The organism is Pantoea sp. X-Soil-OKNW-556, from assembly GCF_059730695.1.
The window spans coordinates 2,580,913-2,606,305 of the sequence record NZ_AP035990.1 but is presented as its reverse complement, the minus strand read 5'-3'; the positions used below and the strand labels follow the sequence as shown (position 1 = coordinate 2,606,305).

General features: G+C 56.5%; 20 protein-coding genes. 11 read left to right on the top strand and 9 right to left on the bottom strand.

The window, feature by feature from the left end; translation table 11 throughout:
* The first annotated feature begins 6 nt into the window (after positions 1–6).
* Genes AC6I8T_RS12215 through kdsA form a run of 3 tightly spaced genes read left to right on the top strand, consistent with a single transcriptional unit; the run spans position 7 to position 2,091 of the window.
* A complete protein-coding gene (locus AC6I8T_RS12215; RefSeq protein WP_021182917.1) occupies positions 7–405 on the top strand; it encodes a SirB2 family protein in 399 nt (132 codons plus the stop codon).
* A complete protein-coding gene (sirB1, locus tag AC6I8T_RS12210) occupies positions 402–1,211 on the top strand; it encodes an invasion regulator SirB1 (RefSeq protein WP_021182918.1) in 810 nt (269 codons plus the stop codon). The genes AC6I8T_RS12215 and sirB1 overlap by 4 nt, the downstream gene beginning before the upstream one ends.
* Before the next feature lie 25 nt (positions 1,212–1,236).
* Complete coding sequence (gene kdsA / locus AC6I8T_RS12205; protein WP_208724138.1) at positions 1,237–2,091, top strand: 3-deoxy-8-phosphooctulonate synthase; 855 nt, start codon at positions 1,237–1,239, stop codon at positions 2,089–2,091.
* Between the two features lie 121 nt (positions 2,092–2,212).
* Here the strand turns inward: kdsA and chaA are convergent, their stop codons facing one another.
* Complete coding sequence (chaA, locus tag AC6I8T_RS12200; RefSeq protein ID WP_021182920.1) at positions 2,213–3,304, bottom strand: sodium-potassium/proton antiporter ChaA; 1,092 nt, start codon at positions 3,302–3,304, stop codon at positions 2,213–2,215.
* A gap of 367 nt (positions 3,305–3,671) precedes the next feature.
* On the opposite strand from chaA, the gene chaB reads away from it, so the two are divergent.
* Together chaB and AC6I8T_RS12190 are read left to right on the top strand one after the other, a co-directional pair.
* Positions 3,672–3,902 carry a putative cation transport regulator ChaB gene (gene chaB / locus AC6I8T_RS12195; protein ID WP_021182922.1) on the top strand — a complete coding sequence of 77 codons (231 nt, stop codon included), beginning with the start codon at positions 3,672–3,674 and terminating at the stop codon, positions 3,900–3,902.
* A 237-nt stretch (positions 3,903–4,139) separates the two neighbouring features.
* Positions 4,140–4,817, top strand: coding sequence for a gamma-glutamylcyclotransferase (locus AC6I8T_RS12190; RefSeq protein WP_208724139.1), 678 nt, complete (start codon positions 4,140–4,142; stop codon positions 4,815–4,817).
* On the opposite strand, the gene AC6I8T_RS12185 is transcribed toward AC6I8T_RS12190, so the two are convergent.
* The 8 genes from AC6I8T_RS12185 to AC6I8T_RS12150 all read right to left on the bottom strand — a co-directional run bounded on the left by AC6I8T_RS12185 (position 4,814) and on the right by AC6I8T_RS12150 (position 13,796).
* The gene (locus AC6I8T_RS12185; protein WP_497833902.1) at positions 4,814–6,226 is read right to left on the bottom strand and encodes a serine/threonine protein kinase; all 1,413 of its coding nucleotides are present in this window, start codon (positions 6,224–6,226) and stop codon (positions 4,814–4,816) included. The two genes, AC6I8T_RS12190 and AC6I8T_RS12185, sit on opposite strands and share 4 nt — an antisense overlap.
* Positions 6,227–6,286: 60 nt before the next feature.
* On the bottom strand, positions 6,287–7,237 hold the full coding sequence (locus AC6I8T_RS12180) for a hypothetical protein (RefSeq protein ID WP_021182926.1): 951 nt from the start codon (positions 7,235–7,237) through the stop codon (positions 6,287–6,289).
* Between the two features lie 14 nt (positions 7,238–7,251).
* Positions 7,252–8,028 carry a PP2C family protein-serine/threonine phosphatase gene (locus tag AC6I8T_RS12175; protein ID WP_021182927.1) on the bottom strand — a complete coding sequence of 259 codons (777 nt, stop codon included), beginning with the start codon at positions 8,026–8,028 and terminating at the stop codon, positions 7,252–7,254.
* Positions 8,025–9,143 carry a type VI secretion system-associated FHA domain protein TagH gene (gene tagH, locus AC6I8T_RS12170; RefSeq protein WP_021182928.1) on the bottom strand — a complete coding sequence of 373 codons (1,119 nt, stop codon included), beginning with the start codon at positions 9,141–9,143 and terminating at the stop codon, positions 8,025–8,027. Before tagH ends, AC6I8T_RS12175 begins: the two co-directional genes overlap by 4 nt.
* A 35-nt stretch (positions 9,144–9,178) precedes the next feature.
* Positions 9,179–9,877: a type VI secretion system-associated protein TagF gene (gene tagF, locus AC6I8T_RS12165; protein ID WP_208725578.1), complete on the bottom strand. Its 699-nt coding sequence runs from the start codon at positions 9,875–9,877 to the stop codon at positions 9,179–9,181.
* A 13-nt stretch (positions 9,878–9,890) separates the two neighbouring features.
* Positions 9,891–12,005 (bottom strand): type VI secretion system membrane subunit TssM, encoded by a 2,115-nt coding sequence (gene tssM / locus AC6I8T_RS12160; RefSeq protein ID WP_036625092.1) that lies wholly within the window; start codon positions 12,003–12,005, stop codon positions 9,891–9,893.
* Entirely contained in the window at positions 12,005–13,219 is a 1,215-nt protein-coding gene (gene icmH, locus AC6I8T_RS12155; protein WP_021182931.1) for a type IVB secretion system protein IcmH/DotU, read from the bottom strand. The genes tssM and icmH overlap by 1 nt, the downstream gene beginning before the upstream one ends.
* An 85-nt stretch (positions 13,220–13,304) precedes the next feature.
* Positions 13,305–13,796, bottom strand: coding sequence for an SH3 domain-containing protein (locus tag AC6I8T_RS12150; RefSeq protein ID WP_200864649.1), 492 nt, complete (start codon positions 13,794–13,796; stop codon positions 13,305–13,307).
* Positions 13,797–14,289: 493 nt separating this feature from the next.
* On the opposite strand from AC6I8T_RS12150, the gene AC6I8T_RS12145 reads away from it, so the two are divergent.
* The 6 genes from AC6I8T_RS12145 (at position 14,290) to AC6I8T_RS12120 (ending at position 25,388) form a co-directional block, all read left to right on the top strand.
* Positions 14,290–15,510 carry a nitrate regulatory protein gene (locus AC6I8T_RS12145; protein ID WP_208724141.1) on the top strand — a complete coding sequence of 407 codons (1,221 nt, stop codon included), beginning with the start codon at positions 14,290–14,292 and terminating at the stop codon, positions 15,508–15,510.
* Positions 15,511–15,774: 264 nt separating this feature from the next.
* On the top strand, positions 15,775–17,025 hold the full coding sequence (locus AC6I8T_RS12140) for a CmpA/NrtA family ABC transporter substrate-binding protein (protein WP_208724142.1): 1,251 nt from the start codon (positions 15,775–15,777) through the stop codon (positions 17,023–17,025).
* Between the two features lie 11 nt (positions 17,026–17,036).
* Positions 17,037–17,912, top strand: coding sequence for a nitrate ABC transporter permease (gene ntrB / locus AC6I8T_RS12135; RefSeq protein ID WP_208724143.1), 876 nt, complete (start codon positions 17,037–17,039; stop codon positions 17,910–17,912).
* Between the two features lie 12 nt (positions 17,913–17,924).
* A complete protein-coding gene (locus AC6I8T_RS12130; RefSeq protein ID WP_208724144.1) occupies positions 17,925–18,713 on the top strand; it encodes an ABC transporter ATP-binding protein in 789 nt (262 codons plus the stop codon).
* A gap of 10 nt (positions 18,714–18,723) precedes the next feature.
* Positions 18,724–22,788 carry a nitrite reductase large subunit NirB gene (nirB, locus tag AC6I8T_RS12125; protein WP_497833901.1) on the top strand — a complete coding sequence of 1,355 codons (4,065 nt, stop codon included), beginning with the start codon at positions 18,724–18,726 and terminating at the stop codon, positions 22,786–22,788.
* Positions 22,785–25,388, top strand: a complete 2,604-nt coding sequence (locus tag AC6I8T_RS12120) for a nitrate reductase (RefSeq protein WP_208724146.1) — start codon at positions 22,785–22,787, stop codon at positions 25,386–25,388. Before nirB ends, AC6I8T_RS12120 begins: the two co-directional genes overlap by 4 nt.
* Positions 25,389–25,393 lie beyond the last annotated feature (5 nt).

Below are 25,393 nucleotides of genomic sequence, written 5' to 3'. Positions count from 1 at the left end.
AGCAAGATGGCTAGCTGGTATCCGCTGATTAAACATTTTCATCTGCTTACAGTGCTGATTACTGTCAGCCTGTTTCTGGTGCGTTTTTACTGGAAATGCACCGGTTCAGCACAGCTCGATCGCCGCTGGGTGCGCATTGCTCCGCACATCAACGACACGTTTTTGTTGCTGAGTGGTGTGCTGCTGGTCGTAATTACGCACTTTTACCCGTTCACACCACAAGGAAGCTGGCTGACTGAGAAGCTGTTAGGGGTTATTATCTACATCGCCTTAGGTTCCGTGGCCTTGAGTCGTCGCCCGCGAAAGATGAGCACCCGCTGGATTGCCTGCCTGGTCGCGATCGTTGCGTTACTGGTAGTGATTAAGTTGGCGATGACCAAAATGCCGTTATTGGGGATAGTATGACCTCGCCAGAGCAACTCGATTACAGTCAAACACCGTTATGTGAAGCGGTTATTGGTGCAACCTGCGCCATCCGCGAAGATTTTTCTGCTCAATCCGTAGAGCAACAGCTGGCAGCGTTAGTGGCGGAAGCGCGTGCGTATGTCAGCAGTGCCAGTGATGCTGACCTGCAACTGGAGAAGTTGCTGGAGCTGTTCTACCGCCAGTGGGGTTTTGGCGGTGCCAGTGGCGTCTACAATTTATCCGATGCCTTATGGATCGATAAGGTGTTGAAAAGCCGTCAGGGCACTGCGGTGTCACTGGGCGTGATCCTGCTGCACATTGCCGAAGAGCTGGAGTTGCCGCTGATGCCGGTTATCTTCCCGACCCAGATGATTCTGCGGGCCGACTGGCTGGATGGTGAGATGTGGCTGATTAACCCGTTTAACGGTGAAACCCTCGATACCCACACGCTGGAAGTCTGGCTGAAGGGCAATATCAGCCCGACGGCCAAGCTCTATCAGGATGATCTCGATGAAGCGAAAACGGTCAGCGTAATGCGTAAGATGCTGGATACGCTGAAAGCGGCGCTGATGGACGAGAAAAAGATGGAGCTGGCGTTAAATGTTAGCCAGGTGCTGTTACAAATCGATCCGGATGACCCCTACGAAATCCGCGACCGTGGTTTGATTTACGCGCAACTGGAGTGCGAACATATCGCGCTAAATGATCTTACCTACTTCGTTGAACAGTGTCCGGAAGACCCGGTTAGCGAAATGATTAAAGTGCAGATCCACGCAATTGAACAAAAACAGGTCACGCTGCACTAAGCGTACCTCTGAAAAAGGAAAGGGCATGACACAGAAAGTAGTCAGTATTGGTGATATCAAGGTCGCAAACGATCTGCCATTTGTTCTCTTTGGCGGCATGAACGTGCTGGAGTCGCGCGACCTCGCCATGCGTATCTGCGAACATTACGTAACCGTGACCGACAAACTCGGTATCCCCTACGTGTTCAAAGCCTCTTTTGACAAAGCCAACCGTTCCTCTATCCACTCTTACCGTGGTCCGGGCCTGGAAGAGGGGATGAAGATTTTCCAGGAGCTGAAGCAAGCCTTCGGTGTGAAAATCATTACTGACGTCCACGAACCGGCGCAGGCACAGCCTGTGGCTGATGTGGTAGATGTCATTCAGCTGCCGGCCTTCCTTGCACGTCAGACTGACCTGGTTGAAGCGATGGCGAAAACGGGCGCAGTCATTAACGTGAAAAAACCCCAGTTCGTCAGCCCGGGTCAGATGGGTAACATTGTCGATAAATTCGCCGAAGGCGGTAACGATAAAGTGATCCTGTGTGACCGTGGTAGCAACTTCGGTTATGACAACCTGGTCGTGGATATGCTGGGCTTTAACGTGATGAAGAAAGTCACCAATAACTGCCCGGTGATTTTCGACGTGACTCATGCGCTGCAAACTCGTGATCCGTTTGGTGCTGCCTCAGGCGGTCGCCGTGCGCAGGTGGGTGAACTGGCGCGTGCCGGTATGGCGGTCGGCATTGCTGGTCTGTTTATCGAAGCCCACCCGGAGCCAAACAGCGCCAAATGTGATGGCCCGTCTGCACTGCCGCTCGACAAACTGGAGCCGTTCCTGGTACAGATGAAAGCGATTGATGACCTGGTGAAAAGCTTCCCGGAACTGGATACCAGCAACTAAATCGTTGGTTGGTAAAAAAGGCGTCGAAAGACGCCTTTTTTATTGGCTTGCTATCCGTAGCGGCGCGATTTATCGCGCAGGTATTACCGATAGCGTTAAAGGCGTGCGATGAATCGCACCGCTACAGCATAATCGTCATCAAATAGCCGACAAACAACGCCAGGTGCGCCGCGCCATTCAACACATTGGTTCGTCCGGTGGAAAATGAAATATGGCACAGGATCAGCACCGCACTCATCACCACCATATGCGGTGGTTCCAGACCGAACACCAGTTGCTGCCCGGTCAGCGTGGCTATAATGGTTACCGCCGGTACGGTCAGTGAAATGGTGGCCAGTACTGAACCGAAAAACAGGTTCATCGCACGCTGCACCTGGTTCATCAGCACCGCTTTAATCGCCCCCAGTCCTTCCGGTGACAGGATCAGCAATGCCACAAGAAAGCCAGTAAACTGCTGCGGTGCGTTTAATTCGGTTAACAGATGCTCCAGCGTGTTGGCATTCATCTTGGTTACACTGATAACCGCAATCAGATGCACAATCAGCCAGGCGGTATGCCATAACGAGCTGTGCGCTGAAGGTTTTCCGTGGTGCGGGTCGCCATCATCGCTCTCATCCTCGTGTTCGTAGACAAACAGGTTTTGATGCGTTTTGGTCTGAATCAACAGAAACACGCCGTACATTGCGGCAGAAATCGCCGCAATCAGCAAAGCCTGTGCAGTTGAAAAATTGCCGCCGGGCAACGCATTCGGGAACACCAGCACCAGGATGGCGAGTGGGAAAATGGCGATCAGGTATTGCTTCACCCCCACCAGATTGACGTATTGCGTTGCGAATTTGCGTCCACCCAGCAGCAGGGCAAATCCCACCAGCCCGGCGGTAACAATCATAATGATCGAATACAGGGTATCGCGCATCAATGCGGGAGCGGCGTCGCCGGTTGCCATCAGCGCCGATATCAGGCTGACCTCAAGGATCACCACGGAAAGGCTGAGTATCAGCGAACCATAAGGCTCACCCAGTCGGTGCGCCAGCACATCGGCATGGCGTACCACGCTGAACGCACTACTCAGAATGGCCACCAGGGCCAGCAAATTAATGCCAATCACCACTGGCAGGCTGGTTTGTGCACCAAAAAAACTCAGTACGCCCAGTGCGACGATGGGGAAAATCAGGGAATATTCAGTGTGACGGGTTTTCTCATGTACAGCCATTCGCCATCCTCTCCGAAAAAAGAATAAAATCAGGCAGTCAGTGCCTGATAAATATACTTACTTTTACAGCGTTGCGCAGTGTAACTTTTCATCACGTTCGGTGCCGGGTTTTTACGATTATTTACTTTAGAAGAAAAAATAAATCTCATCACTAAAAAAACCCGGTTATTTCTCTTCATTTCATTATTTTCATTACGTTAATCATTGTTGATTCTCATCTTAATCTGGAAATATGGCGTTTTTTTTACGTTTTGGTTTGAGTAAATGCTGGTTATGAACTTTTAATTCCTTTAACGCGATAAAAGTGATGATTTGCGTTTTTTACTATCTGTTCCAGACTTACCCTGTGGTTAGAAAAGGAGGATTTATGCCTTACTCATCAACACATGAACTACCTGACAGTGTACGCCACGTACTACCGGCGCATGCGCAAAAAATCTACCAGAAAGCATTTAACAGCGCCTGGGATGAATACCGTGATGAGGATGATCGCTTCGGTAACGACTCGCGCGAAAAAGTGGCCCACAAAGTTGCCTGGGCTGCGGTCAAAAAAGATTATCAAAAAGGCGACGATAACAAGTGGCACCCTAAACACTGATCCCTGCGGGCCATTGCGGCCCGCTTCACACTTCCTGTCTCCCCCGGTCAAGTTTCATGCCAGGCAGCCGATGCTATTTACGGGCAATTTACCCTTTGTGATCGGCATCAACCTTGAAAAAATTGTGACAAATGCATTAATGTCTTCTGATAAGGCGGTGCATCAGCATCCGCTGTGACGAAATCAGTATCTCAGGAGCTAAACCGACAGGATGTCAGGGCAGTTGAGGAGGTCGCATTGCTAACCCGGGAATTCTTATTAAAAGCAGATTGTAAAACCTCATTCGGTGATATCGAAGAGACGTTGCTGTGGAGTTGCGAACAGCGAGCTGCTTCGCTTGCCGCCACGCTTGCCTGCCGTCCTGACCACAGTCCGGTATGGATTTTTGGTTATGGCTCGCTGATGTGGAACCCGGTGTTTGAGGCGGAAGAAGTCGCTTCTGGTCAACTTGATGGCTGGCACCGGGCATTCTGCCTGCGGTTAATTGCCGGGCGTGGAACGGCAACGCATCCCGGACGTATGCTCGCGTTGAAAGAGGGTGGCAGCACCAGCGGCCTGGCGTTTCGTCTGCCCGAAGTGCGTCTGCATGACGAGCTGGAATTGCTGTGGAAGCGGGAAATGATCACCGGTTGCTATCTGCCTACCTGGTGCGAACTGAAGCTGGATGATGATCGCAGGGTGTCGGCGCTGGTATTTATCATGGACCCGCGTCATCCGTTGTTTGAAGCAGACTCCTGTCCGGGCACCATTGCGCCATTAATTGCCCAGGCCAGCGGTCCGCTGGGCACCAATGCGCAATATCTGTTCTCGCTGGAGCAGGAGCTGGCAAAACGCGGCATGCAGGAAGAGGGCCTGACGGTTCTGGCTACCCAGGTCAGAGCGCTGCAACAGTGCACAGCGCGGGTATCCTCTTAATTACCGGGATTAATCAGCCAGGTGCCAGGTTTATCAATCGTCAGTGACTGACTGTGAACCTGGTTACCGTTGTGCACTTCAATATGATACTGACCTGCCGCCAGACTCAATGACGCAAAGCCGTTACTGGCGGGTTTCACATTCTGCGCTTTACCATTCACCACAATATTTTCCCCGTCCTGCAACCGCAGATAAAGGGTTGCCAACACCGGCGTACTGCTGGCAGATTTGCTGGCGTCAGCGGAGGCTGCGGCATTTGAGGCGGCTATTTCTGGTTCAGCGCTGCGATGGTTGACCTTCCACACGGCAACGATCACCGCCAGAATAGCCACCGCAGCGACGGCCAGCAGACCGGGTGACAAAAGACGTACATTGCGCGGGGTGACCGGTTCAATAACCGCAGCCGCGTGGTTAACGGCCATTACCTGTGGTTCGGGTACGCTAATCGGTACTTCTGGCTCGATGGGCGTGTCGTTAAACGGGGTAATCTGGGTAACCAAGGCTTCCACATCGCTCACCGGCAGATCGATCAGGCTGGCAAACGCATCAATGGTCTGTGGCCGATCTGCTGGCTTCATCGCCAGCGCACAATCAATCGCATGCAGCAGTGGCAACGAATAACCTTCAGGTTTACGTTCAACCAGCGGCTGATAGTTGTCTTCAATGCAGCGTACTACGGAAACCGGGGGCGCATAGCCGGTGATCAGATTGTGCAACACCGCGCCCAGCGCATAGATATCCGTCCAGGGACCTTGTTCGCCTTCACCTTCTTCACTGTATTGCTCGATCGGTGCGAAGCCCGGCTTCAGCATGATTTCGGTTTCGTCGGAGAGATTACCAATCTCCTTGCGTGCGGAGCCGAAATCGAGCAGCACCGGCAGCTGATTTTCCTGAATCTGGATGTTGTCCAGGGAGATATCGCGATGCAGATAACCCGCCTGGTGAATGGTATTGATCGCGCCAAACAGCGGTGGTAACAGTCGGCGGATCCAGGCTTCATCGATGCTTTCCGGGCTGGTGACTTGCCACTCTTTAAGCGTCATCCCGCTGTAATAGAGCGTGCCCATATAGGCAGTGCCATTTTCTTCCCAAAAACGCAGAACGTGTAGCAGGCCAGGATGATTAAAGCGCGCCAGCAGGCGAGCCTCCTGAATAAAACTGTTGCGACCGGCGTTGAACAATTTTTGAAAACGTTCGCCACGCAGTTCCAGCGACAGATCGGCAGCGCGCACCGCCAGCGACACCGGCATATATTCCTTAATGGCGATGGTTCGTTCCAGTTGATGATCCCAGGCGCGGTAGACAATGCCAAAACCACCGCCGCCAATCACATCTTTAATTTCGAACTCATTGAACCGGTAACCCGCAGGCAGGGCGTTAGGTATCTTTAGATTATCGTTTGCCGACATAGTGAACTCTCTGAACACGTCCTGTAGCCCGCCCGGGAAATACACGGGCAACGGCCGCTATTAATTAATGTTACGCCAGGCACCAATGGCAGGATCCGCGAGATCCGCATGCAGGGTGTCAATCAGTAACACAGTCACTTTTTGCTGTGGCATAAACTGCGGCGACCAGACGCCACGTAAAGTTTCAACGCGTTTTTTAACCACATCGGCATCCTGTCCCGTGGTCTTGTCCATTTTGACCAACAGCGTTCCGTTAAAACGCCAGAGGTGCTGTTTGGCATCGAAGGGCAGCACCAGCCAGCTGTCGGCAGCATCCGGGCGCGTCACGATCATGCGTTGGTTATTGACGGCGATCACCTGTAACGGTGGGCCGCTGACATTGAGATTGGCGATCGGATAACCCTGGTAAAAATTGACCGCCAACTGCTGCGGCTGGCCGTTGATCACCTGGGTCAGCTCGCTGCTGCCTTCCAGCCAACCTTCAGACGAGCAATGCTGCTGCGTCATTTCAGGGATAAACAGCGATGCGCCTTTATCATCCCACCAGGTGCGGAAATGACAGCCACCCGGCAAGGCAAATTGTTGCAGTGGGCTGCTGTCTGCCGGGCGTGATAAATCGAGAGGAGCAGCATTGTTGGCGCTGGCATTGGCGGTGGCATCATTCAGCACAATAGGCCGCCAGTTCTGTAATTTGGTGGCGCTGCCGTTAGCCAGCACGTTGCCATCTTTGTCGGTCATCTGCCAGGGAATCACATCCAGTGTGCCGCACTGATTCGCCAGCAGCGTGCCGACACGCGGCAAAAAGCTGGTGAGCACGCTGGAGTCGGTGCCTTTGCCGGAGACAATACGCAGCGGTAGTGTCTCTTTACACCAGTCGTTTGGGGCGTTACTTGCCACGTCATCGATATACACTTCCAGCGCGAGGCTCGGGGAGTACACCACCCGATAATCTTCAGCCTGTGCATTCAGGGCCAGCAGCAGCGTCGCTAAGCCCGACAACCACAATTTCATATGAATCCTTGGAATCAATAACGTGACGGCAGAAAACGTGCCGCATCGGCCTGGGAATAAAGCAGCGTTGCTTCCTGTGGCTCACCAATCCAGATCGCCAGAGCACTCAGATTGTCGCTTTTTACGCTGCGGTTAACGGCTTGTTCCATCAATGCCAGCCACTCTTCGCAGGCATTGACCATGCGCAGGGCCTGTTCCATTTCGTCAGTCGTCAGGTTGAGCCAGAATCCGTCGGTACAGACCAGAAAGGCATCGCCATCTTCCAGCGCAATTACCTCGCTAAAAGTGGCCGGACGCGCCGGTTCAACGCCGAGCGCATTATAGAGTAAATTACTGTTAATGCCGGTATTTTCATAGCCAGCCTCACGCAATTGTTGGGCCAGACTATGATCGCGTGTTACCTGAAAAAGAGAACCGTGGCGAAAGTGATAAACCCGGCTATCACCAGCGTGCGCCCACCATGCCCGTTGTTTTTCCCGATCAATAAATAGCGCGGCCAGCGTGGTGCTCATGCGGGAAAAATTCGGATTCTTTCCCTGTTCCTCCAGCAGCACGCGCTGGCAAAGTTTGATTGCCTCGGCAGTCACCGCTGGTGTGAAGGCCGCATCTTGTTGTACTGCGTCGAGCAGGGTATCACGTACCAGTTGTGCCGCCCGATCTCCGCCCGGCAGGCCCGCCACGCCATCACACACCACAAAACAAGCCTTGCGATCGTCCAGTTGCGCACCGGTACGATCCTGATTTTCATCGCGCATACCTTGCTGGCAGCGGCTGGCAAACATCATCTTCATGAGTCTTCCGTCCGCGTCTGTGAATCTTTGTACTGGTTAACTTCCATATCGTAGGCGTGCAGAAAGGCTTCACCGAACAGGGTGTGGAAGTCATCCTCAATCTCGCCAGCTGTGCGTTGATAATGACGGGAAAAATGGTCCCATAGCGCGGCCTTACGTGTATTCGCAAACGGCATTTTTGGCATGACGCCATCTTGTCGTGCCTGATCTTCCAGCCGCTGGGGATTGAATGATTGCAGCATCGCCGCGATGATGGCGCGAATACCGGCAATCATCCCTAATTGATGGGCCTGTAAATCCACCAGGGCATCACGCACGGCAGTTTCTGGCGGCATAAAGCCCGGCATCTGGCTTTGGTACATCTGCATCAGCACCGTTTTGCCAGAAGGAAGGATTTTGAAGGGGTTATTGGCCTCGTTGAGGATCATCGTCATATCGGCTTTGACACCGCGTTTCAGAATCGATCGCGAGGAGAGAAGCGCGACTGTGCCCTGCGAAAACAGACTCAGCATCCGTCCGGTGATGCGCATCTGTTCTTCGTTCATGGGCGTTTGATGGCCGTTGTTCAGCCCCATTCCTTCCAGCAACGCGATAATCAGCTTATCCTGGTCCGTACCGGGCAGCACCGTGGGCAGGGCGGGTGAACTCTCCTGTGGGTCGATCGCCAGGCGTGCATCATTATGACGTTCAGGGCGCGGCGCTGCGGGTTCAGGGATGACATGCTGGATGCTCTCCAGCATGCCAAGCGGGTCACTTTCTGCCGGGGAAAAAAACGCCAGTGGATCGTCTTTTTGCGCCGTGGTGCGTGCCGGGTCGCGTACCTCGAGCCCGTATTCTCCAATCGTTAACGCATCACCATGTTGCAATGACGCTTGCGCACCGCGTGGCAATGGCACGCCATTCAGCACCACGGAGGTGACGCTGCCCTGGTTGGTCAAACGGCATTCGCCTTCGGGCGACAGATGTACCAGTGCCTGTAGGCGAGAAATGGCTCGCGATTCATCCGGCAGCACCAGATCATTATCCTGACTACGGCCGATGGTGCCGCCTGGCGGCTTGAAGGCCACCGTTTTTGCCGGCACATCCGTATTGCACTGCACAATGGTAAATTCCATGAGTCTTCCCGTTTACAGAGGGCAAACGTCGCGGTCTATTCGAACATGGGCGGATAGAGGCCGTTACGTCCCGGCTGCGCACCTGACGCCGGGTTAAACAATAATGCAAAAAGCTGCGCGGTGAGCGGGCCACTGTGTTTATGTGTGGCGTGTGCAAAACCGTCACTGCGGTTACTCCACCAGTAGCTGATATGCTCGTGGGGATCAAAATGGTCGGCCACTTCACGCCAGCTTAACGAGCTGGGCAGGTCAGCGAAGCCGATCACGTCCATGATGTCGGTACGACGTTTTTCCGGGACCAGCAACGGTGACATCTGTTGTATAGCCAGTTCCAGCATGTCTGCGGTCTGGGCATCCCGCACTGCACGCAACAACGTCATCCCCAGTTCCTGATACCAGTCGCCAGAGAGCGCCAGTTGCGCAGGATGCCACTGGCTCACGGGAAAACTGCGCAACGCCAGCAACGGCCAGGCGCGCCCGACACGGTCACAGGAGGGCAGCAGGCAACCCATTTGTACCTGGGGGCGCAACGGTGAAATCGGTAAAACAAAATTCCACACCGGTGCCGCCAGAAAGTGCTGGGTCGTGGCATTCTCCTGCTGATGCCAATGCAGTAAACCTTGCTGAAACCAATGGCTCCAGGATGTCACGCTATTCTCACTGAGTCGCTGGCGCAGGAAATCACCGGTTGTCGGCAACTTCCCGTACCAGCCAGGGGCGGTATGTGTCGCCATCATTACCTCACCATTACTCACTGTGTCCGGTCAATCGCTGTGCAGCGTTTAACGGTGCGAGCGTCAGCGTATTGCCGTTCTGACCGGCATTTTTCAGATTTTCCGCAAGCTTACGCATCATCAGTGCGTTGTCGCGGGCATAAGGCGAAGACTGAATCTGCTGATCCAGCAATTGACTGAGGTGCCAGTCCAGCTGCTGTAAATCGCGTGCACTGACGTTATCCGGCAGGGTGCGTTGCAGATTTTGCATCAGCCAGCCACGCAAAAACTCGCCATCATAATTGCGTGGCTGATACAGCATCTGATAGGCCCGGAGCGCATTACGGCTGTATTCATTATCAGTACCGGGATCGTCGCGCAGCAGATTGGTGATCTGCTGGGCCACGCGCGGCAGTAATAAAGACTTAAGGGCGTTTTGATAAAGCACCCAAGCTGCATCGCTTACCTGATTACCGCGATACAAGCCGACACGCATGGTTAGCGGAGGATTATCGAGGGAAAAGCGATCCGAAAGCGGCAACTTCACCAGATTATTTAAGAAGGGTAGCAGATCAAAAATATTATCCGCAGGCTGATGAATAACTTGCTGGCTCTGCTGGGTGATCGGTGCGATACGTGCGGCGACCTGATCAAGATAGCGCTGATTCTGGAGATAGCTGGCGAGCCACAGGCAGGAAAGCAGCAGCAAAGCGCCGGTCAACACGCCATAGCCAATCCAGTGGAACAAGCGATTGCGGTACTCCCAGTGACGGTTGCTGCCTGCCAGACCGCTCTCCCGAAACACTAAATCGCTCAACAGGTTGCGAATAAAGAAGCTTTGCCCACGCGTGCCGGGGATTGGGCTGCTGCGATTGACGCTATCCCAGGCGGCGATGGTGTGCTGGCCTGCTTGCGGCAACTGAAGTTTGCGGTTTAGCTCGCCCATAATGCGATCAAAAGGCAAGCCTTCCTGGGTGCCGCTGGTGAAAAACAGGCCGCGTGCCGACCAGGCCACGGCGTCCTGATGGCCGGAAAATACCACATCAAGGTACTCGTTCAGCAAGGGACGCAACGAGCTGAATTCCTGTGGAAACAGGAAGCTATCGGCGCGCTGGGTCAGGTCGCGATCCTGCGCCATCACACCTGCCAGCTGCTGATGCAGGCGCTGTTCGAGCAGATGATATTGTTGGCTGAAGCTGCGGTGCCAGTCATCCTTGTGTGGTTTACCCGGTTCCCAGGGAAAGGTAAAACCCCAGATAGCATCGCGTTGCTGTTTATTCAGGCCACCATAGAAACTCATAAAACCTTTCAACAGATCGGTTTTCGTCACCATCACGTATACCGGAAAGTGGATGCCGGTTTGCTGGTGCAATTCCACCATCCGCTGGCGTAACGCGGTGGCCTGCGCGTGGCGTGCTTCGGCGGAGTCGGTCAGCAGATCGGCCACGCTGATGGTCATGATCACGCCATTGATGGGTTGCCGGGTACGGTAACGCTTCAACAACTGGATGAAGTTATGCCATTCGCTGGCATCGCGTGCCCGTTGGCTTTCCTGCAACGCATACCGGCCAGCGGTATCAATCAGCACTGCACTGTCCGTAAACCACCAGTCACAATGACGTGTACCGCCAACCCCGCGTACAGCGGCATTGCCGAGACTGTCGGTGAGGGGAAACTCCAGTCCGGCATTGAGCAACGCGGTGGTTTTCCCGGCACCAGGCGCGCCAATAATGACGTACCACGGTAGCTGATAGAGATAGTGACTCTGGAAGCGCGCCAACCAGCCTTGCCGCTGACGGCGGCCAAATTGGGTGCGTTTCAGCCGTTGGGCTGCTTCGCTAAATCGTTGAGTCAGCAGCGTCTCCGTCATCTGGCGATCGGAAAGCTCCTCGCTGCTGACTTGCTGCAAGCGGGTCAAAAGTTTGCTGTTAAACCAGGCACGCCAGATGGCAGGGATAAACTGGAACAGTACCCAACAAAAATAGAGCAATCCCACTACCAGTTGCCGTGGCAATAAGGGTTCGAGTGGTCGGGTATCGCCCCAGCTCCACAGTGGGCCGAGAATCCACAACACGCAGCTCAGTGCAGTGATGCCAATAAAACTCCACAGCAGACGGTGCGTTAATAAATGCTGAAGTGATGCGCGCATCATTGGCCTCCCTGATGATTGCTAAGGGTTTCCGGTGCCGCAAACAGGGTGATTTCTACCCGGCGATTGCGGGCGCGATTTTCATTGCTGTCGTTTGGCAACAGGGGATTACTGTCACCACGGCCCTCCGCCTTCACGCTATGTCCCTCAGCCAGTTGCGGATTGAGCAACTGGGCGACAGCGCGGGCGCGGGCAAAGGAGAATTCGTAACTGGAAGCAAAACGGCCATCCACCGGGCTGTTATCGGTATAAACCGACACCAGCACCGTGCCCTTCACGGTTTTCATGGCACTGGCAACATGCGCCAGTAGCGCACGTCCCACCTGATTGACCACGGTGCCATCAGTGATAAACAACTTGTCAGCCGGGATGATAACTTTGCTGCCGAAGGCCCCATCGCTCACTTCAAGTTGCCCCGCCGCGATGACATCATTGAGACGCTGATGCAAATCAAGCAATGCCTGCGGTGACGTTGGGCGACGCCCTGGGGTGATTTGCGGTAAAGGGGTTTCGTAGATGGCACGTAACAGCGGTTCCGCCGCATTGCCGAGACGCCAGTTCAGACCGCTATAAATCAGACACGCCACCAGCGCCGCCAGGGTGATGCAGGCCCACAGCGGCACCATCGGGCGAGATAAGCTGCTCACCAGCGGATGCACCTCAACCAGTCGGGCGCTGGCAGCGCCAGTATCGGGTCGGGTTTCTGCAATCAGATGCGCCAAACGTTTCCGAATGATTTCGCACTGCGCCTGGCCATTTTCGCTACCGCGATAGCGTCCTTCGTAGCCTAACAACAGGCAGTAGTGGATCACTTCCAGCAACCACAAATGTTGCTGCGGATTTTGTGAAATGCGCGATAACAGCTGGAACACCTTCTCGCCGCCCCAGCTTTCGTTGTGGAATGTCACCAGCATACCGTTACCTGACCAGACGCCGCGCGTACCCCACGGGGTCTGTGCTGCCGCTTCATCCAGCAAGCTGCAAAGGCAATAGCGTGCGCCAATGATCATCTCGAAAGGTAAACCGGACATTTTACAGCGCTGTTCAAACTGACGAATTTCATCGATCAACAGCTGACGTAAACCAGCGGGGTCATCGTGTGTGGCGGCCTGCCGTATCTGAACGACGGCATTGAGGATCGGGGCTGCGGCAGTCAATAACAGGTTATCATTGCCCGCGACGGTAACGTCTCGTGCCAGGGCTTCCTGAGTCATTAAATCTCGTTCTTCCAGGCAATAGTGGAACCCTCTGCCCGCAGAGAGTAAGGCTTCTGCGGGCAATATGCGCCGGATTTCATGATCAGTCTAAGATCCAGGTCGCGGTATCGTTGGTGCGGCACGCTTTGCTGGCGCCCCCCACGTCTACACAGACCTGTTTGCTGCGGCGAGGACGGGGGCGGTCACTACGCAGGGTGGCATCATAGCGGCTGCTCTCTACGCCTGCTTTCGGCGGCACGTAGCCAATCAGCGTGCCCTGGGGTTCATCAGCAATCGCCAGCCAGCTATGCTCAACACGACCCAGAACTTCAAAGGTTTTACCCGTCTCCAGGTAGCGTACCACTTTGCCGCTGTAATCTGGCGTGGTCATGATTGAAGCGCCATAGAGCGCCCGGAAGCTCTGATTGACCGGCGTGAATTCGCCAGGTGCTGCCACCGCATGACGATGAACCAGTTTAACCCCATTCACTTCACTGGTTACCAGGGTGTCATCTGTGACTGGCGGCGGTGGTGCTTTGCAACTTGCCAAAGTCAGCACCGCCAGCAGCGTTAGCACAAGACTCTTATTCACCATGATCCTCAAATTTCATCAGATTAACTGCATAATGCATTGCCCTTTACGGCGAAAATCAGGCGCAGGCGGCCAGATTATGCAGTGAGAATGCCTTCAAAAAAACAGTCAGATTACAGAAAGATAGTGCTCCCGTCAGTCTACATAAGACTTTTGAGAATTCAAACTATTGCACCGTGGGAAATCCCGTGCTACTGGGTAAAACGGCGTTGTTTGCCGGTGATAAAAAAAGCGTACCTTCAGGGATAGTTAAGCCAATTTAACTTATTTGTTGCCATTCAGCGCCTAAGGCTGCGTAGCCGCTTTTGGCTCAAGTTAGCGCCAAAGAAAATTGGTAAATAAGATTAATCTATTTTCTATCATAAAAAAAGATTGCGGCAGTAAACAATTTTCTTACTTTCAGAATATCCGTGCCTGATTCAGCCAGTTGCAAATCCAGTTCCGGCATGGCTTTTGCTAAGACTTTTACTCAAAAGGGGAATGCCAGGAGAATGCGATGACTCAGGCTGTAGATTACCTGAATGCCAGCCGCGCCAGTGAAATTGCCAGCCTGCAACGGCTACTGCGTACCGGTGAATTGATCACTGCCATCAGTGAGTTAATTCATCGGTTACAGCGCGAGAGAGGCGTCAGCAATATCTGGTTATGCTCAACCGGACGCGTATTTGGTGATGAGCTGGAAGCGCGTGCGCAAGATGTGCAATCAGAACAGCGTCACATGCTCTCCGTGTTACCGGCGGCAGATGCGCAACCCGGCTACAGCCGTTTCTGTCTGTTAATTGCCGCCGCATTACAGGCGCTGGAAGGGCTGCCGGCGCTGCGGGCGCAGGTGCGCAGCCTGCAATTGCCCCATGCGCAGGCGATGGACGCCTTCAACCACATCATTCGCACCTTATTGAATCTGGTGTTTGAAGCGGCAGATACCGCCAGCGAACCGGATATCTCACGGGCGCTGATCGCGTTGTTCAGCTTTATGCAGGGCAAAGAGCTGGCTGGTCAGGAACGGGCAACCGGCTCAGCGGGCTTTGCTGCCGGGCAATTTACCCCGGAGCAGCGGCAGCGCGTTCAGGCGCTGATCGAAGCCCAGGAGCAAAGTTTTGCCACCTTCAGTCAGTTTGCCGATGCACAGAATCTGCAACGCTGGCGTCGGATGAGTGATGCGGGCAGTGAAGTCGAACGTCTGCGCCGTATCGCCTGTACCGGTGCGCACTGCGGTGATAACGGCGTGTTGCAGTGGTTCTCTTTGCTCACGGCGCGTCTGGACAATATGAAGCAGGTCGAAGATGGTCTGAGCGCGGCTTTAATGAGCTGCTGCCGCCGGGCAATGGCCGAAACGCAGCAACACGATGCTAATGCCACCCTGCTGGCGGATGAAGCAGGTTTTACCTTGTATGTCGCCGGGGCCAACTGGCTGGCAGGGCAGGATGTCACGCTGGACAGCAGCGGTCTGGCGCCACAGCTGGGACGCTCGGTCCTGTCGCTCATCCGTGAACAGGCGCAGCGTTTGCAGGCACAGGCCGATGAGCTGGCCAGTATGCGTGCGTCACTCGATGAACGAAAAGTCATTGATCAGGCCAAAGGCTGGCTGATGCAGCAGCATGGTTACAGCGAGCAGGATGCCTGGCAGACACTACGCAAAAGCGCCATGAACCAGAACAAACGCATCCTTGAGATCGCTCAGGCGATTCTCGCTGTCGCCGCCACATTGAAGGTCTAACCCATTGGAGTTATCTGCACAAAGAATGTGCGTATTTTGCGTCAACGCGGTGCGTGTCAAGGGGGGGCGCGGGAGCTGATGCTGATAAATAGCTGAAAATTCACCCTCCGCCATCCTGGCACACCCTTTGCAACATCTTTATGACATTGCGCATTTGTTGTGCCAACGGCGGCAGAACGAGTGCTTTGGATAAAGGCGTCCGGCCCCATGCGATTGCATGTGGGAGGACGCCTTTTTTTATTCCTTTTTTTCAGGGTGATGCGGATGAGCAGAACGCAGTTTTCGATTTCCCGTCGGCATTTTTTGCTGGGCAGTGCGGCGGTTGGGGGGAGTTATCTGCTGCCGGGGTTACGCAATGCCGTCTGGGCGGCAGGTAGCGATGCGCCGGAGAAAAGCACTGTGCGGGTTGGTTTTATCCCACTGACCGACTGCGCGCCGGTGGTGATGGCAGCGGTGAAAGGCTTCGACAAAAAATACGGTATCAGTCTGCAACCCAGCAAAGAGGCGAGCTGGGCGGCGGTGCGCGATAAGCTGACGGCTGGCGAACTGGATGCGGCCCACGCGTTGTACGGCATGATCTATGGACTGCAATTGGGCGTTGCCGGTCCACAACATGACATGGCAAACCTGATGACGTTGAATAACAACGGCCAGGCCATCACCCTGTCGAATCAGCTCAAAGAACAGAAGGTGACGGATGCAGCCAGTCTGAAAACCTTTATCGCAGGCAGCGCCAAAGGCACTTACACCTTTGCTCATACCTTTCCCACCAGCACCCACGCCATGTGGCTTTACTACTGGCTGGCGAATGCCGGTATCGATCCCTTTGAGGATGTGCGTACCGTCGTGGTGCCGCCACCGCAGATGGTGATGAACATGAAAATCGGCAATATGAGCGGTTTTTGTGTTGGTGAACCGTGGAACCAACGTGCCATCAGCGACAACATCGGCTTCACTGCCGCCACCTCCCAGCAAATCTGGCCGGATCACCCGGAAAAAATCCTCGCCACCCGCGCGCAATGGGTGACGGAGAATCCCAACACCGCCCGCGCCCTGACTGCTGCGGTGCTGGAAGCCGCACGCTGGATTGATGCATCGGATGACAACCGGCGCGAAACAGCGCAAACCCTGGCCGGACGGGCATGGATCAATACCAAACCTGAAACCCTCGAGGGACGCATGCTCGGCCAGTACCAAAACGGCCTCGGTCAACAATGGCAGGATGCCCATGCGATGCGTTTCTTCCACGACGGTGAAGTCAGCTTCCCGTACTACTCCGACGGCATGTGGTTTCTGACACAGATGAAGCGCTGGGGACTAGTGAAAACTGACCCGGATTACCTTGGCGTGGCGCAAAAAATCAACCGACTCGACATCTATCAACAGGCGGCAGCGGCGGTGGGGAACGTGACCGTGCCCGCCAACGCCATGCGCAGCAGCACCCTGATGGACGGCAAAGTGTGGGACGGTAGTAACCCCGCCGCCTATGCCGCCAGTTTCGCCATTCACCGTTAAGAGGAATTACCATGAAATCTGAAGCGCGTTCCCTGACACCACCGGTCAGCGCCGCTGCCCCCACGGCACAGGTGATCCCCCTTAAGGCCCAAAGCCGGTCCGGCGTACGACAGCCCAGGCTGCGGCCGTTGCTGCAACGGTTGATCCCGGCGAGTTGCGGCATCCTGTTGCTGCTGTTGGTATGGCAAATTGCGGCCATGTCGAGCAAGGGTTTCCCCACGCCGTGGGCCACCTGGCAGGCGGCATTAACCTTGTTTGCTGATCCCTTCTACAACAATGGCCCCAACGATCAGGGTATTGGCTGGAACGTGCTGGCCTCACTGCAACGCGTGGCGGTGGGCTTTGGGCTGGCGGCGCTGGTGGGGATTCCGGCAGGGTTCCTGCTGGGCCGTTTCACCTTTGTCTCACGCATGTTCAACCCGATTATCGCGCTGCTACGTCCGGTCAGCCCACTCGCCTGGCTGCCGATTGGCTTGCTGTTGTTCCAGCGTGCTGAACCGGCCTCAAGCTGGACCATTTTTATCTGCTCGATCTGGCCGATGGTGATCAATACCGCCGAAGGGGTGCAGCGCATTCCCCAGGACTACCTCAATGTGGCGCGGGTGCTGCAACTCTCGGAGTGGACGGTGATGCGCCGCATCCTGTTTCCGGCGGTGCTGCCTGCGGTACTGACCGGCGTTCGTCTCTCAATCGGCATCGCCTGGCTGGTGATTGTCGCTGCCGAGATGCTGACTGGTGGTCTGGGGATCGGCTTCTGGATCTGGAATGAGTGGAACAACCTCAATGTGGAAAACATCCTGATTGCCATTGTCATCATCGGTGTGGTCGGGCTGCTGCTCGAACAGGCGTTGATGTTACTGGCCCGTCGTTTTAGCTGGGAAAAATAAGGAGCCATGACGATGAATCCAATTATTCGTGTGCAGCAGGTGAGCCAGCGCTTTGCCACCGCGCAGGGGGAATTCCTCGCGCTTGATAATGTCAGCTTCGATATCCATCCGGGGGAAACCCTCAGCCTGATCGGCCATTCCGGCTGTGGCAAATCCACCTTACTGAACCTGATAGCCGGTCTGACGCGCCCGAGCAGCGGCGTGCTGTTGTGCGACAACCGTGAAGTGACCGGCCCTGGCCCGGAACGCGCGGTGGTGTTTCAGAACCATTCGCTGCTGCCGTGGCTGACAGCGTATCAGAACGTCGAACTGGCGGTGCAGCAGGTGTTTAAAGGCAAGATGAACCGGAGCGAGATGGCGGAGTGGATCGAGCACAACCTTGGCCGGGTACAGATGAGCCATGCGCTGCACAAGCGTCCTGGAGAAATATCCGGTGGCATGAAACAGCGGGTGGGCATTGCCCGGGCGCTGGCAATGAAGCCGCGCGTGTTGCTGCTGGATGAACCCTTTGGCGCGCTGGATGCCCTGACGCGCGCCCATCTTCAGGACAGCGTGATGCGTATCCAGCAGGAACTGAACACCACCATCGTGCTGATTACCCACGATGTCGATGAAGCGGTGTTGCTCTCCGATCGCGTGTTGATGATGACCAACGGTCCGGCGGCGCGCGTCGGTGAAATTCTGCCGATTGACCTGCCGCGCCCACGTTCCCGTGTGGCGCTGGCGGAGGAGCCGCGTTACCACCATCTGCGCCAGCAGGTACTGCATTTCCTGTATGAAAAGCAGACGGCAGTGGCGTAAGGAGCCGGGCATGCAGCAACTGATTGTCATCGGCAACGGTATGGCGGGTATGCGCATGGTGGAAACTCTGGTGCAGCAAGCACCGGGCCGCTACGCCATCACGGTGATAGGCCGTGAACCGCACGGCAACTACAACCGGGTGCTGCTGTCGCCGGTGCTGGGCCGGGAGAAGACCTTCGCCGACACCCTGATCCATACGCCAGAGTGGTACGAGGAACACGGAGTCAGGTTGCTGGCGGGGGAGGAGGTGCGTTCCGTTGATGTCGCCGGGCGTCAGCTCCATACCGACCAGCGCAGTCTGCACTGGGACAAGCTGGTATTTGCCTGTGGTTCCCAGCCACGGATGCCGACCTTACCCGGTATGGCATGCCCGCACGTATTGGGTTTCCGCACCGTGCGCGATGTGGAGCGGATGCAGGCCCAGCAGGGACCGGTCGTGGTCCTCGGTGGCGGGCTGGTGGGGGTAGAAGCGGCGGCTGCCCTGCGGTTGCTGGGGCGCGATGTCACGCTGCTGCATCACCGCCGCTGGCTGCTCGATCGCCAGCTCGATGCGCAGGCGGGAGCGTTGTTGCAACAACATCTGACGGCGCGCGGTATCGATTGTCGACTCGGCGTCTCGTTGCAACGGATTGATGCGCAGCAGGTCACGCTGACCGATGGTAGCTGTCTGGCAGCACAACAGGTGGTGATCGCCATTGGCGTGGAGCCGGAAATCGCGCTGGCGCAGGCGGCGGGTGTGCCTTGTCAGCGCGGCATTCAGGTCGATCGTCAACTGCATACCGCCATTCCCGATGTGTACGCGCTCGGCGAATGCTGTGAAATCGACGGTGAAACCTTCGGGTTGATCGCCCCCTGTCTGGCGCAGGCTTTGGTCCTGGCGGCCAGTCTGGCCGGGCAACCGATTGACGATTTCCACTATCAGGAGAATGGGACGCGGCTCAAGGTCAGCGGTATTGACGTCTTCAGCGCCGGAGACATCCGCGATGCCCCCTCTCTCACCAGTTTCGATCCGCTGTCCGGACACTACCGGCGGCTATTTCTACGCGACGGCGTGCTGGCGGGGGTGTTGCTGTTTGGCGATAGCACCCTGGCCTCCCGTTTACTGACCCGACTTCAGCGGGCCGAACCGGTGGATCTCAATGCGCTGTTCGGTCTGGACAATAACAAGACGCAGCCTCGCGCTGTAGGAAAGGTAATGATGAGCAAACCGATTCTCGCGTTGGTTGGTCACGGTATGGTCGGCCACCATTTTCTCGAACAACTGGTCAGCCGCGATCTGCACCAGCAGTACCATATCGTGGTGTACGGTGATGAGCCGCAGATGGCCTATGACCGCGTACACCTGACGGAGTATTTCAACGGCAAGAGCGCTGATGACCTGTCGTTAGTCAGTGACAACTTCTTTGAACAGCACGGAATTGAGCTGCGTTGCGGCTGTGAAGTGCTGGCGATTGACACGCAACGCCGCAGCTTGCGTGATAGCCACGGCAGCGAACTGGCATGGGATAAACTGGTGCTGGCGACCGGCTCGGTGCCTTTCGTGCCACCGCTGCCAGGGCGTGACCATCCGCGTTGTTTTGTCTATCGCACGCTGGCGGATCTGGATGCGATCGCCGATTGCGCCCGGCAGGCAACGCGCGGCGTGGTGATTGGCGGCGGTCTGCTCGGTCTGGAAGCCGCCAATGCGTTAAAACAATTGGGACTGGAAACCCATGTGGTGGAGTTTGCGCCACGGCTGATGGCGGTGCAGCTGGATGACGGCGGCGCGCAGATGCTGCGCGGTAAAATTGCCGCGTTAGGTGTACAGGTACACACCAGCAAGGCGACGGAAGCGATTGAAAACCAGCCGGACGGCAGCGTGCAGTTACGCTTTGCGGATGGCAGCCTGCTGGCGACTGACCTGGTGGTGTTCTCTGCCGGGATCCGCCCGCGTGATGCGTTGGCACGGGCGGCGGGCATCAGCATGGGCGAGCGTGGAGGCATCGTGATTGATGATGGCTGCGCCACCAGCGTCAGCGACATCTATGCTATCGGCGAGTGCGCGTTGTGGCAGGGACAAATTTTTGGTCTGGTGGCGCCAGGCTACCAGATGGCGCGCGTACTGGCGGGGCAGTTAGCGCAAGAGACAACCGCATTTAACGGTGCCGACATGAGCACCAAACTCAAGTTGCTCGGTGTTGAGGTGGCGTCATTTGGTGATGCACATGGACGTACACCGGGCAGCCAGAGTTATCAGTGGACGGATAACCCGAAAGGCATCTACAAAAAGTTGGTGATTTCCGACGACGGTAAAACCCTGCTTGGCGGTGTGCTGGTGGGCGACAGCAGCGACTATGCCAGCCTGTTGCAGATGATGCTGAACAAAATGGCGCTGCCGGAAGCAGCGGAAAGTCTGATTCTACCGCAGCTGGCAGGCGCACCCGGCAAAGCATTGGGTGTGGCGGCGCTACCGGACAGCGCGCAGATCTGTTCCTGCCACAATGTCAGCAAAGGGGATATTTGCGCAGCAGTGCAAAGTGGTTGTGGTGATATGGCTGCGCTGAAAAGCTGCACCAAAGCCGCGACCGGCTGCGGTGGCTGTAGCGCGCTGGTGAAGCAGGTGATGGAGCATCAACTTGCCAGCCAGGGTGTCGAGGTGAAGAAGGATATTTGTGAACATTTTGCCTGGTCACGGCAGGAGCTGTATCACCTGATTCGGGTGGGTGAGATCACCACATTCGACCAACTGCTGGCACAGCATGGTCGTGGTCACGGTTGCGAAATTTGCAAGCCGCTGGTCGGATCGCTGTTAGCCTCCTGCTGGAATGATTACCTGCTGAAACCGGCGCATCTGCCGTTGCAGGATACCAACGATCGCTACTTTGCCAATATCCAGAAGGACGGAACCTATTCAGTGGTGCCGCGGGTGCCCGGTGGCGAGATTACGCCCGAGGGCTTGATGGCGATTGGCGCGGTGGCGGCGCAGTACCGTCTCTACACCAAAATCACCGGCGGTCAGCGCATCGATCTGTTTGGTGCGCGTCTTGATCAGCTTCCGGCGATTTGGGAAGCGCTGATCGCTGCCGGATTTGAAACCGGCCATGCCTATGGCAAATCACTGCGCACGGTGAAATCCTGCGTGGGATCGACCTGGTGCCGCTATGGCGTACAGGATTCTACTGCGTTTGCCATCGCCCTCGAGCATCGCTACAAAGGGCTGCGCGCACCGCACAAAATCAAAATGGCCGTCTCCGGCTGCACCCGTGAATGTGCGGAAGCGCAAAGCAAAGACATTGGGGTGATCGCCACCGATAAGGGCTGGAATCTGTACGTTTGCGGCAACGGGGGAATGAAACCCCGCCATGCCGACCTGTTTGCCAGCGATTTGGATGATGCCACGCTGATCCGCTACGTTGACCGCATTCTGATGTTCTATGTACGCACCGCTGACAGGCTGCAACGCACCAGCGTGTGGATGGACAACATGGAGGGGGGCTTGGCTTATCTGCGTCAGGTGGTGATTGACGACTCGCTCGGCCTGGGTGCCACGCTGGAACAGGAAATGCAGTGGGTGGTCGATCGTTATCAGTGCGAATGGCAGACCACGCTGGAGAACCCCTCGCGTCGGGCGCTGTTCACCGCCACCATCAACAGCGACCAGCCGGACGAAACCCTGCATTACGCCGAGGTGCGGGGGCAGCGCCAGCCGCTGGAGAGGCTGACTATCCCGAGTGTAACCCTGCCTGCGGAGCCGTGGAGCGCCATTTGTGAGCAAAGCGCCATTCCTGCCTCAGCGGGGATGGGTGCCCGGCTTGGCAATCAGCGCGTGGCCCTGTTCCGCTTCGGCGACACCGTTTATGCCCTGGAAGATATTGAACCCGGCACTCAGGCCAGCGTGTTGTCGCGTGGCATCCTGGGCGATGTAGCCGGTGAGCCGGTGGTGATTTCCCCCTTGTATAAACAACGCATCCGGTTGCGGGACGGCCAGAGCCTGGATAATCCGCAGCATCAGTTGCGTTGCTGGCCCGTGCGTCTGGAAGGCGGTCAGGTGTGGTTGGGTAATCAGCCGCTGTTGGCGCTGGCGGCGGCATCATGAAAACGACCTGTCCCTACTGTGGCGTGGGCTGTGGCGTTGAGATCGACGCAGCGGATAGGTCAGTGAGTGGCGACCGTCAGCATCCGGCCAATTTTGGCCGCCTGTGTGTCAAAGGTTCGGCGTTGGGTGAAACCCTCGGACAGGAAGGGCGTTTGTTGTGGCCGCAGGTGCGGGGGCAGCGGGTGAGTATCGATCGCGCGTTGGATGTGGTTGCCAGCGAATTGCAGACGATCATCGCGCAGCACGGGCCGCAGGCGGTGGCGTTTTATGCCTCCGGGCAGTTGCTGACCGAGGATTACTACGTTGCCAACAAGCTGATGAAAGGCTTTATCGGTGCCGCCAATATCGATACCAATTCGCGGCTGTGTATGGCGTCGGCGGTGGTGGGCTATAAACGGGCGTTCGGTGCTGATGCGGTGCCCTGTTGTTATGAAGATCTTGAGCAGGCCGATGTGGTGGTTCTGGTGGGTTCGAATGCCGCCTGGGCGCATCCGGTGGCGTGGCAGCGTCTGGTACAGGCGAAACAGCAGCGTCCTGAGATGAAGCTGGTGGTGATCGACCCACGTCGTACCGCCAGTTGCGAGCTGGCTGACGTGCATCTGGCGCTCCGCCCCGGCAGCGACGGCGCGCTGTTTGCCGGATTGCTTAACTGGCTGGCGATTCAGGGCGGGATCGATCAGACAATGTTGCCGCATCTTGCCAACGTGGATAGCACGCTGGCGGCCTGTGCTGACTGGGATCTTGCGGCGGTGGCCCATACCTGCCAGTTAGCAGACGCTGACATTCTCGCCTTCTGGCAGCTGTTCACCACCCAACCCCGGGTACTGACCTTATGGTGTATGGGGATCAACCAATCGCAAACCGGTAGCGACAACAACAACGCTATCCTCAATGTTCATCTGCTGAGCGGTAAAATTGGCCGACCTGGCTGCGGGCCGTTTTCGTTGACCGGTCAACCCAATGCGATGGGCGGGCGTGAAGTGGGCGGTTTAGCTAACCAGTTAGCGGCGCATATGGGGTTTAGTCCGCAAGAGGTTGATCGGCTTGGGCGTTTTTGGCATAGCGATCGTGTAGCGCATCAGCCGGGTTTGATGGCGGTCGATCTGTTCCGGGCGATTGAACGTGGCGAGGTAAAAGCGGTATGGATCATGGGTACCAATCCGGCGGTGTCGATGCCGGAGGGCAACCGCGTCGCCGAGGCGCTGCGGCGCTGTCCGTTGGTGATCGTCTCGGAGGTCAGTGCCGTGACCGACACCAGCGCCTTTGCCGATGTGCTGTTGCCTGCCCAGGCCTGGGGCGAAAAAAACGGTACCGTGACCAATTCAGAACGACGTATCTCGCGCCAGCGCGGTTTTGTCGCCCCTGTCGGGGAGGCGAAACCGGACTGGTGGTTATTGGCACAGGTGGCGCAGCGATTGGGTTATGGCGCAGCCTTTGACTGGCAGCATCCCCATGAAGTCTTTGTCGAACATGCGGCGTTATCAGGTTTTGAAAACGCCGGTAGCCGTGCGTTTGATATCAGCGCGCTGGCGACCTTAAGCCGTGAGCAGTATGACCAACTTACGCCGGTACAATGGCCGGTAAATGCCGCCGCACCGCATGGCTCGTCGCGCTTGTTCGCCACGCGCCACTTTTATCATCCGGATGGTAAAGCCCGCTTGTTGCCAGTGGGCATCCCAATCCTCAGTTCACCCACCCGCCACTATCCCCTCCTGATGAATACCGGGCGTATCCGCGATCAATGGCACACCATGACACGCACCGGTAACGTCACACGCTTGATGCAGCATTATGACGAACCTTTTGTGTTGCTCCATCCGCATGATGCCGCCGCTCACGGGCTGGGGCAGGGTGATCTGACACGGGTGCAATCCACATTAGGCTGGTGGTGTGGCCGGGTGATGATCGATCACGGCCTGACACGCGGCCAACTGTTTATCCCGATGCACTGGACGCGTCAATTCAGTGCCCAGGCCAATGTCGATGGCCTGGTGGCGGCGCGCAGTTGTCCGGTCTCCGGGCAACCGGCGCTGAAGCAAACCGCGGTGCGCCTGCAACCGCTGCGCCCGCAGTGGCAGGGGTGGCTGTGGCAGCGTGCGCGATGCGATCCGCAGCAACTGGATTATTGGTCACGCGTGCCGCAGTCCGGTGTGCAACGTTACGTATTGGCTGGTCAGGGGGATCCGGCGGCATGGCTGCATCAGCAGCCCGGCATGGATGAGCTGGAATGGCAGCAGGCGCACGCCGGTCAGCAGCGACATATGCTGGGCTGGCGCGATGGGGTACTGGAACGGGCGTTCTATGCTGCGCCCTGGCTACCTGAAATCGACCACGCTTTTGTGGCACAGGCATTCAGCCTCCCGCCAGGCTCGGCGCAACAGCGCCATGCGCTGCTGGGTGGACGACCGGAACAGGGGGAGAGTCAGGGTCGTACCCTGTGCAGCTGCTTCGGGGTGGGCGAACTGGCGATCCGCCGCGCCATTGATCAAGGCTGCCAGACAGCCGCCGCCCTCGGGGCGGCGCTGAAATGTGGCACCAACTGTGGCTCCTGTATCCCGGAGCTGAAACAACTTATCGCGGCGCACACCGTGGCGCAGTAATGGAG

Coding starts and splice junctions, on each gene's coding strand:
- AC6I8T_RS12120 (WP_208724146.1), top strand. CDS start 22,785: ATGAAAACGACCTGTCCCTACTGTGGCGTGGGCTGTGGCGTTGAGATC.
- AC6I8T_RS12185 (WP_497833902.1), bottom strand. CDS start 6,226: ATGTCGGCAAACGATAATCTAAAGATACCTAACGCCCTGCCTGCGGGT.
- AC6I8T_RS12175 (WP_021182927.1), bottom strand. CDS start 8,028: ATGAAGATGATGTTTGCCAGCCGCTGCCAGCAAGGTATGCGCGATGAA.
- kdsA (WP_208724138.1), top strand. CDS start 1,237: ATGACACAGAAAGTAGTCAGTATTGGTGATATCAAGGTCGCAAACGAT.
- AC6I8T_RS12145 (WP_208724141.1), top strand. CDS start 14,290: ATGACTCAGGCTGTAGATTACCTGAATGCCAGCCGCGCCAGTGAAATT.
- AC6I8T_RS12150 (WP_200864649.1), bottom strand. CDS start 13,796: ATGGTGAATAAGAGTCTTGTGCTAACGCTGCTGGCGGTGCTGACTTTG.
- ntrB (WP_208724143.1), top strand. CDS start 17,037: ATGAAATCTGAAGCGCGTTCCCTGACACCACCGGTCAGCGCCGCTGCC.
- icmH (WP_021182931.1), bottom strand. CDS start 13,219: ATGACTCAGGAAGCCCTGGCACGAGACGTTACCGTCGCGGGCAATGAT.
- AC6I8T_RS12180 (WP_021182926.1), bottom strand. CDS start 7,237: ATGAAATTGTGGTTGTCGGGCTTAGCGACGCTGCTGCTGGCCCTGAAT.
- nirB (WP_497833901.1), top strand. CDS start 18,724: ATGCAGCAACTGATTGTCATCGGCAACGGTATGGCGGGTATGCGCATG.
- sirB1 (WP_021182918.1), top strand. CDS start 402: ATGACCTCGCCAGAGCAACTCGATTACAGTCAAACACCGTTATGTGAA.
- tssM (WP_036625092.1), bottom strand. CDS start 12,005: ATGCGCGCATCACTTCAGCATTTATTAACGCACCGTCTGCTGTGGAGT.
- AC6I8T_RS12130 (WP_208724144.1), top strand. CDS start 17,925: ATGAATCCAATTATTCGTGTGCAGCAGGTGAGCCAGCGCTTTGCCACC.
- AC6I8T_RS12215 (WP_021182917.1), top strand. CDS start 7: ATGGCTAGCTGGTATCCGCTGATTAAACATTTTCATCTGCTTACAGTG.
- chaA (WP_021182920.1), bottom strand. CDS start 3,304: ATGGCTGTACATGAGAAAACCCGTCACACTGAATATTCCCTGATTTTC.
- tagH (WP_021182928.1), bottom strand. CDS start 9,143: ATGGAATTTACCATTGTGCAGTGCAATACGGATGTGCCGGCAAAAACG.
- AC6I8T_RS12140 (WP_208724142.1), top strand. CDS start 15,775: ATGAGCAGAACGCAGTTTTCGATTTCCCGTCGGCATTTTTTGCTGGGC.
- tagF (WP_208725578.1), bottom strand. CDS start 9,877: ATGGCGACACATACCGCCCCTGGCTGGTACGGGAAGTTGCCGACAACC.
- chaB (WP_021182922.1), top strand. CDS start 3,672: ATGCCTTACTCATCAACACATGAACTACCTGACAGTGTACGCCACGTA.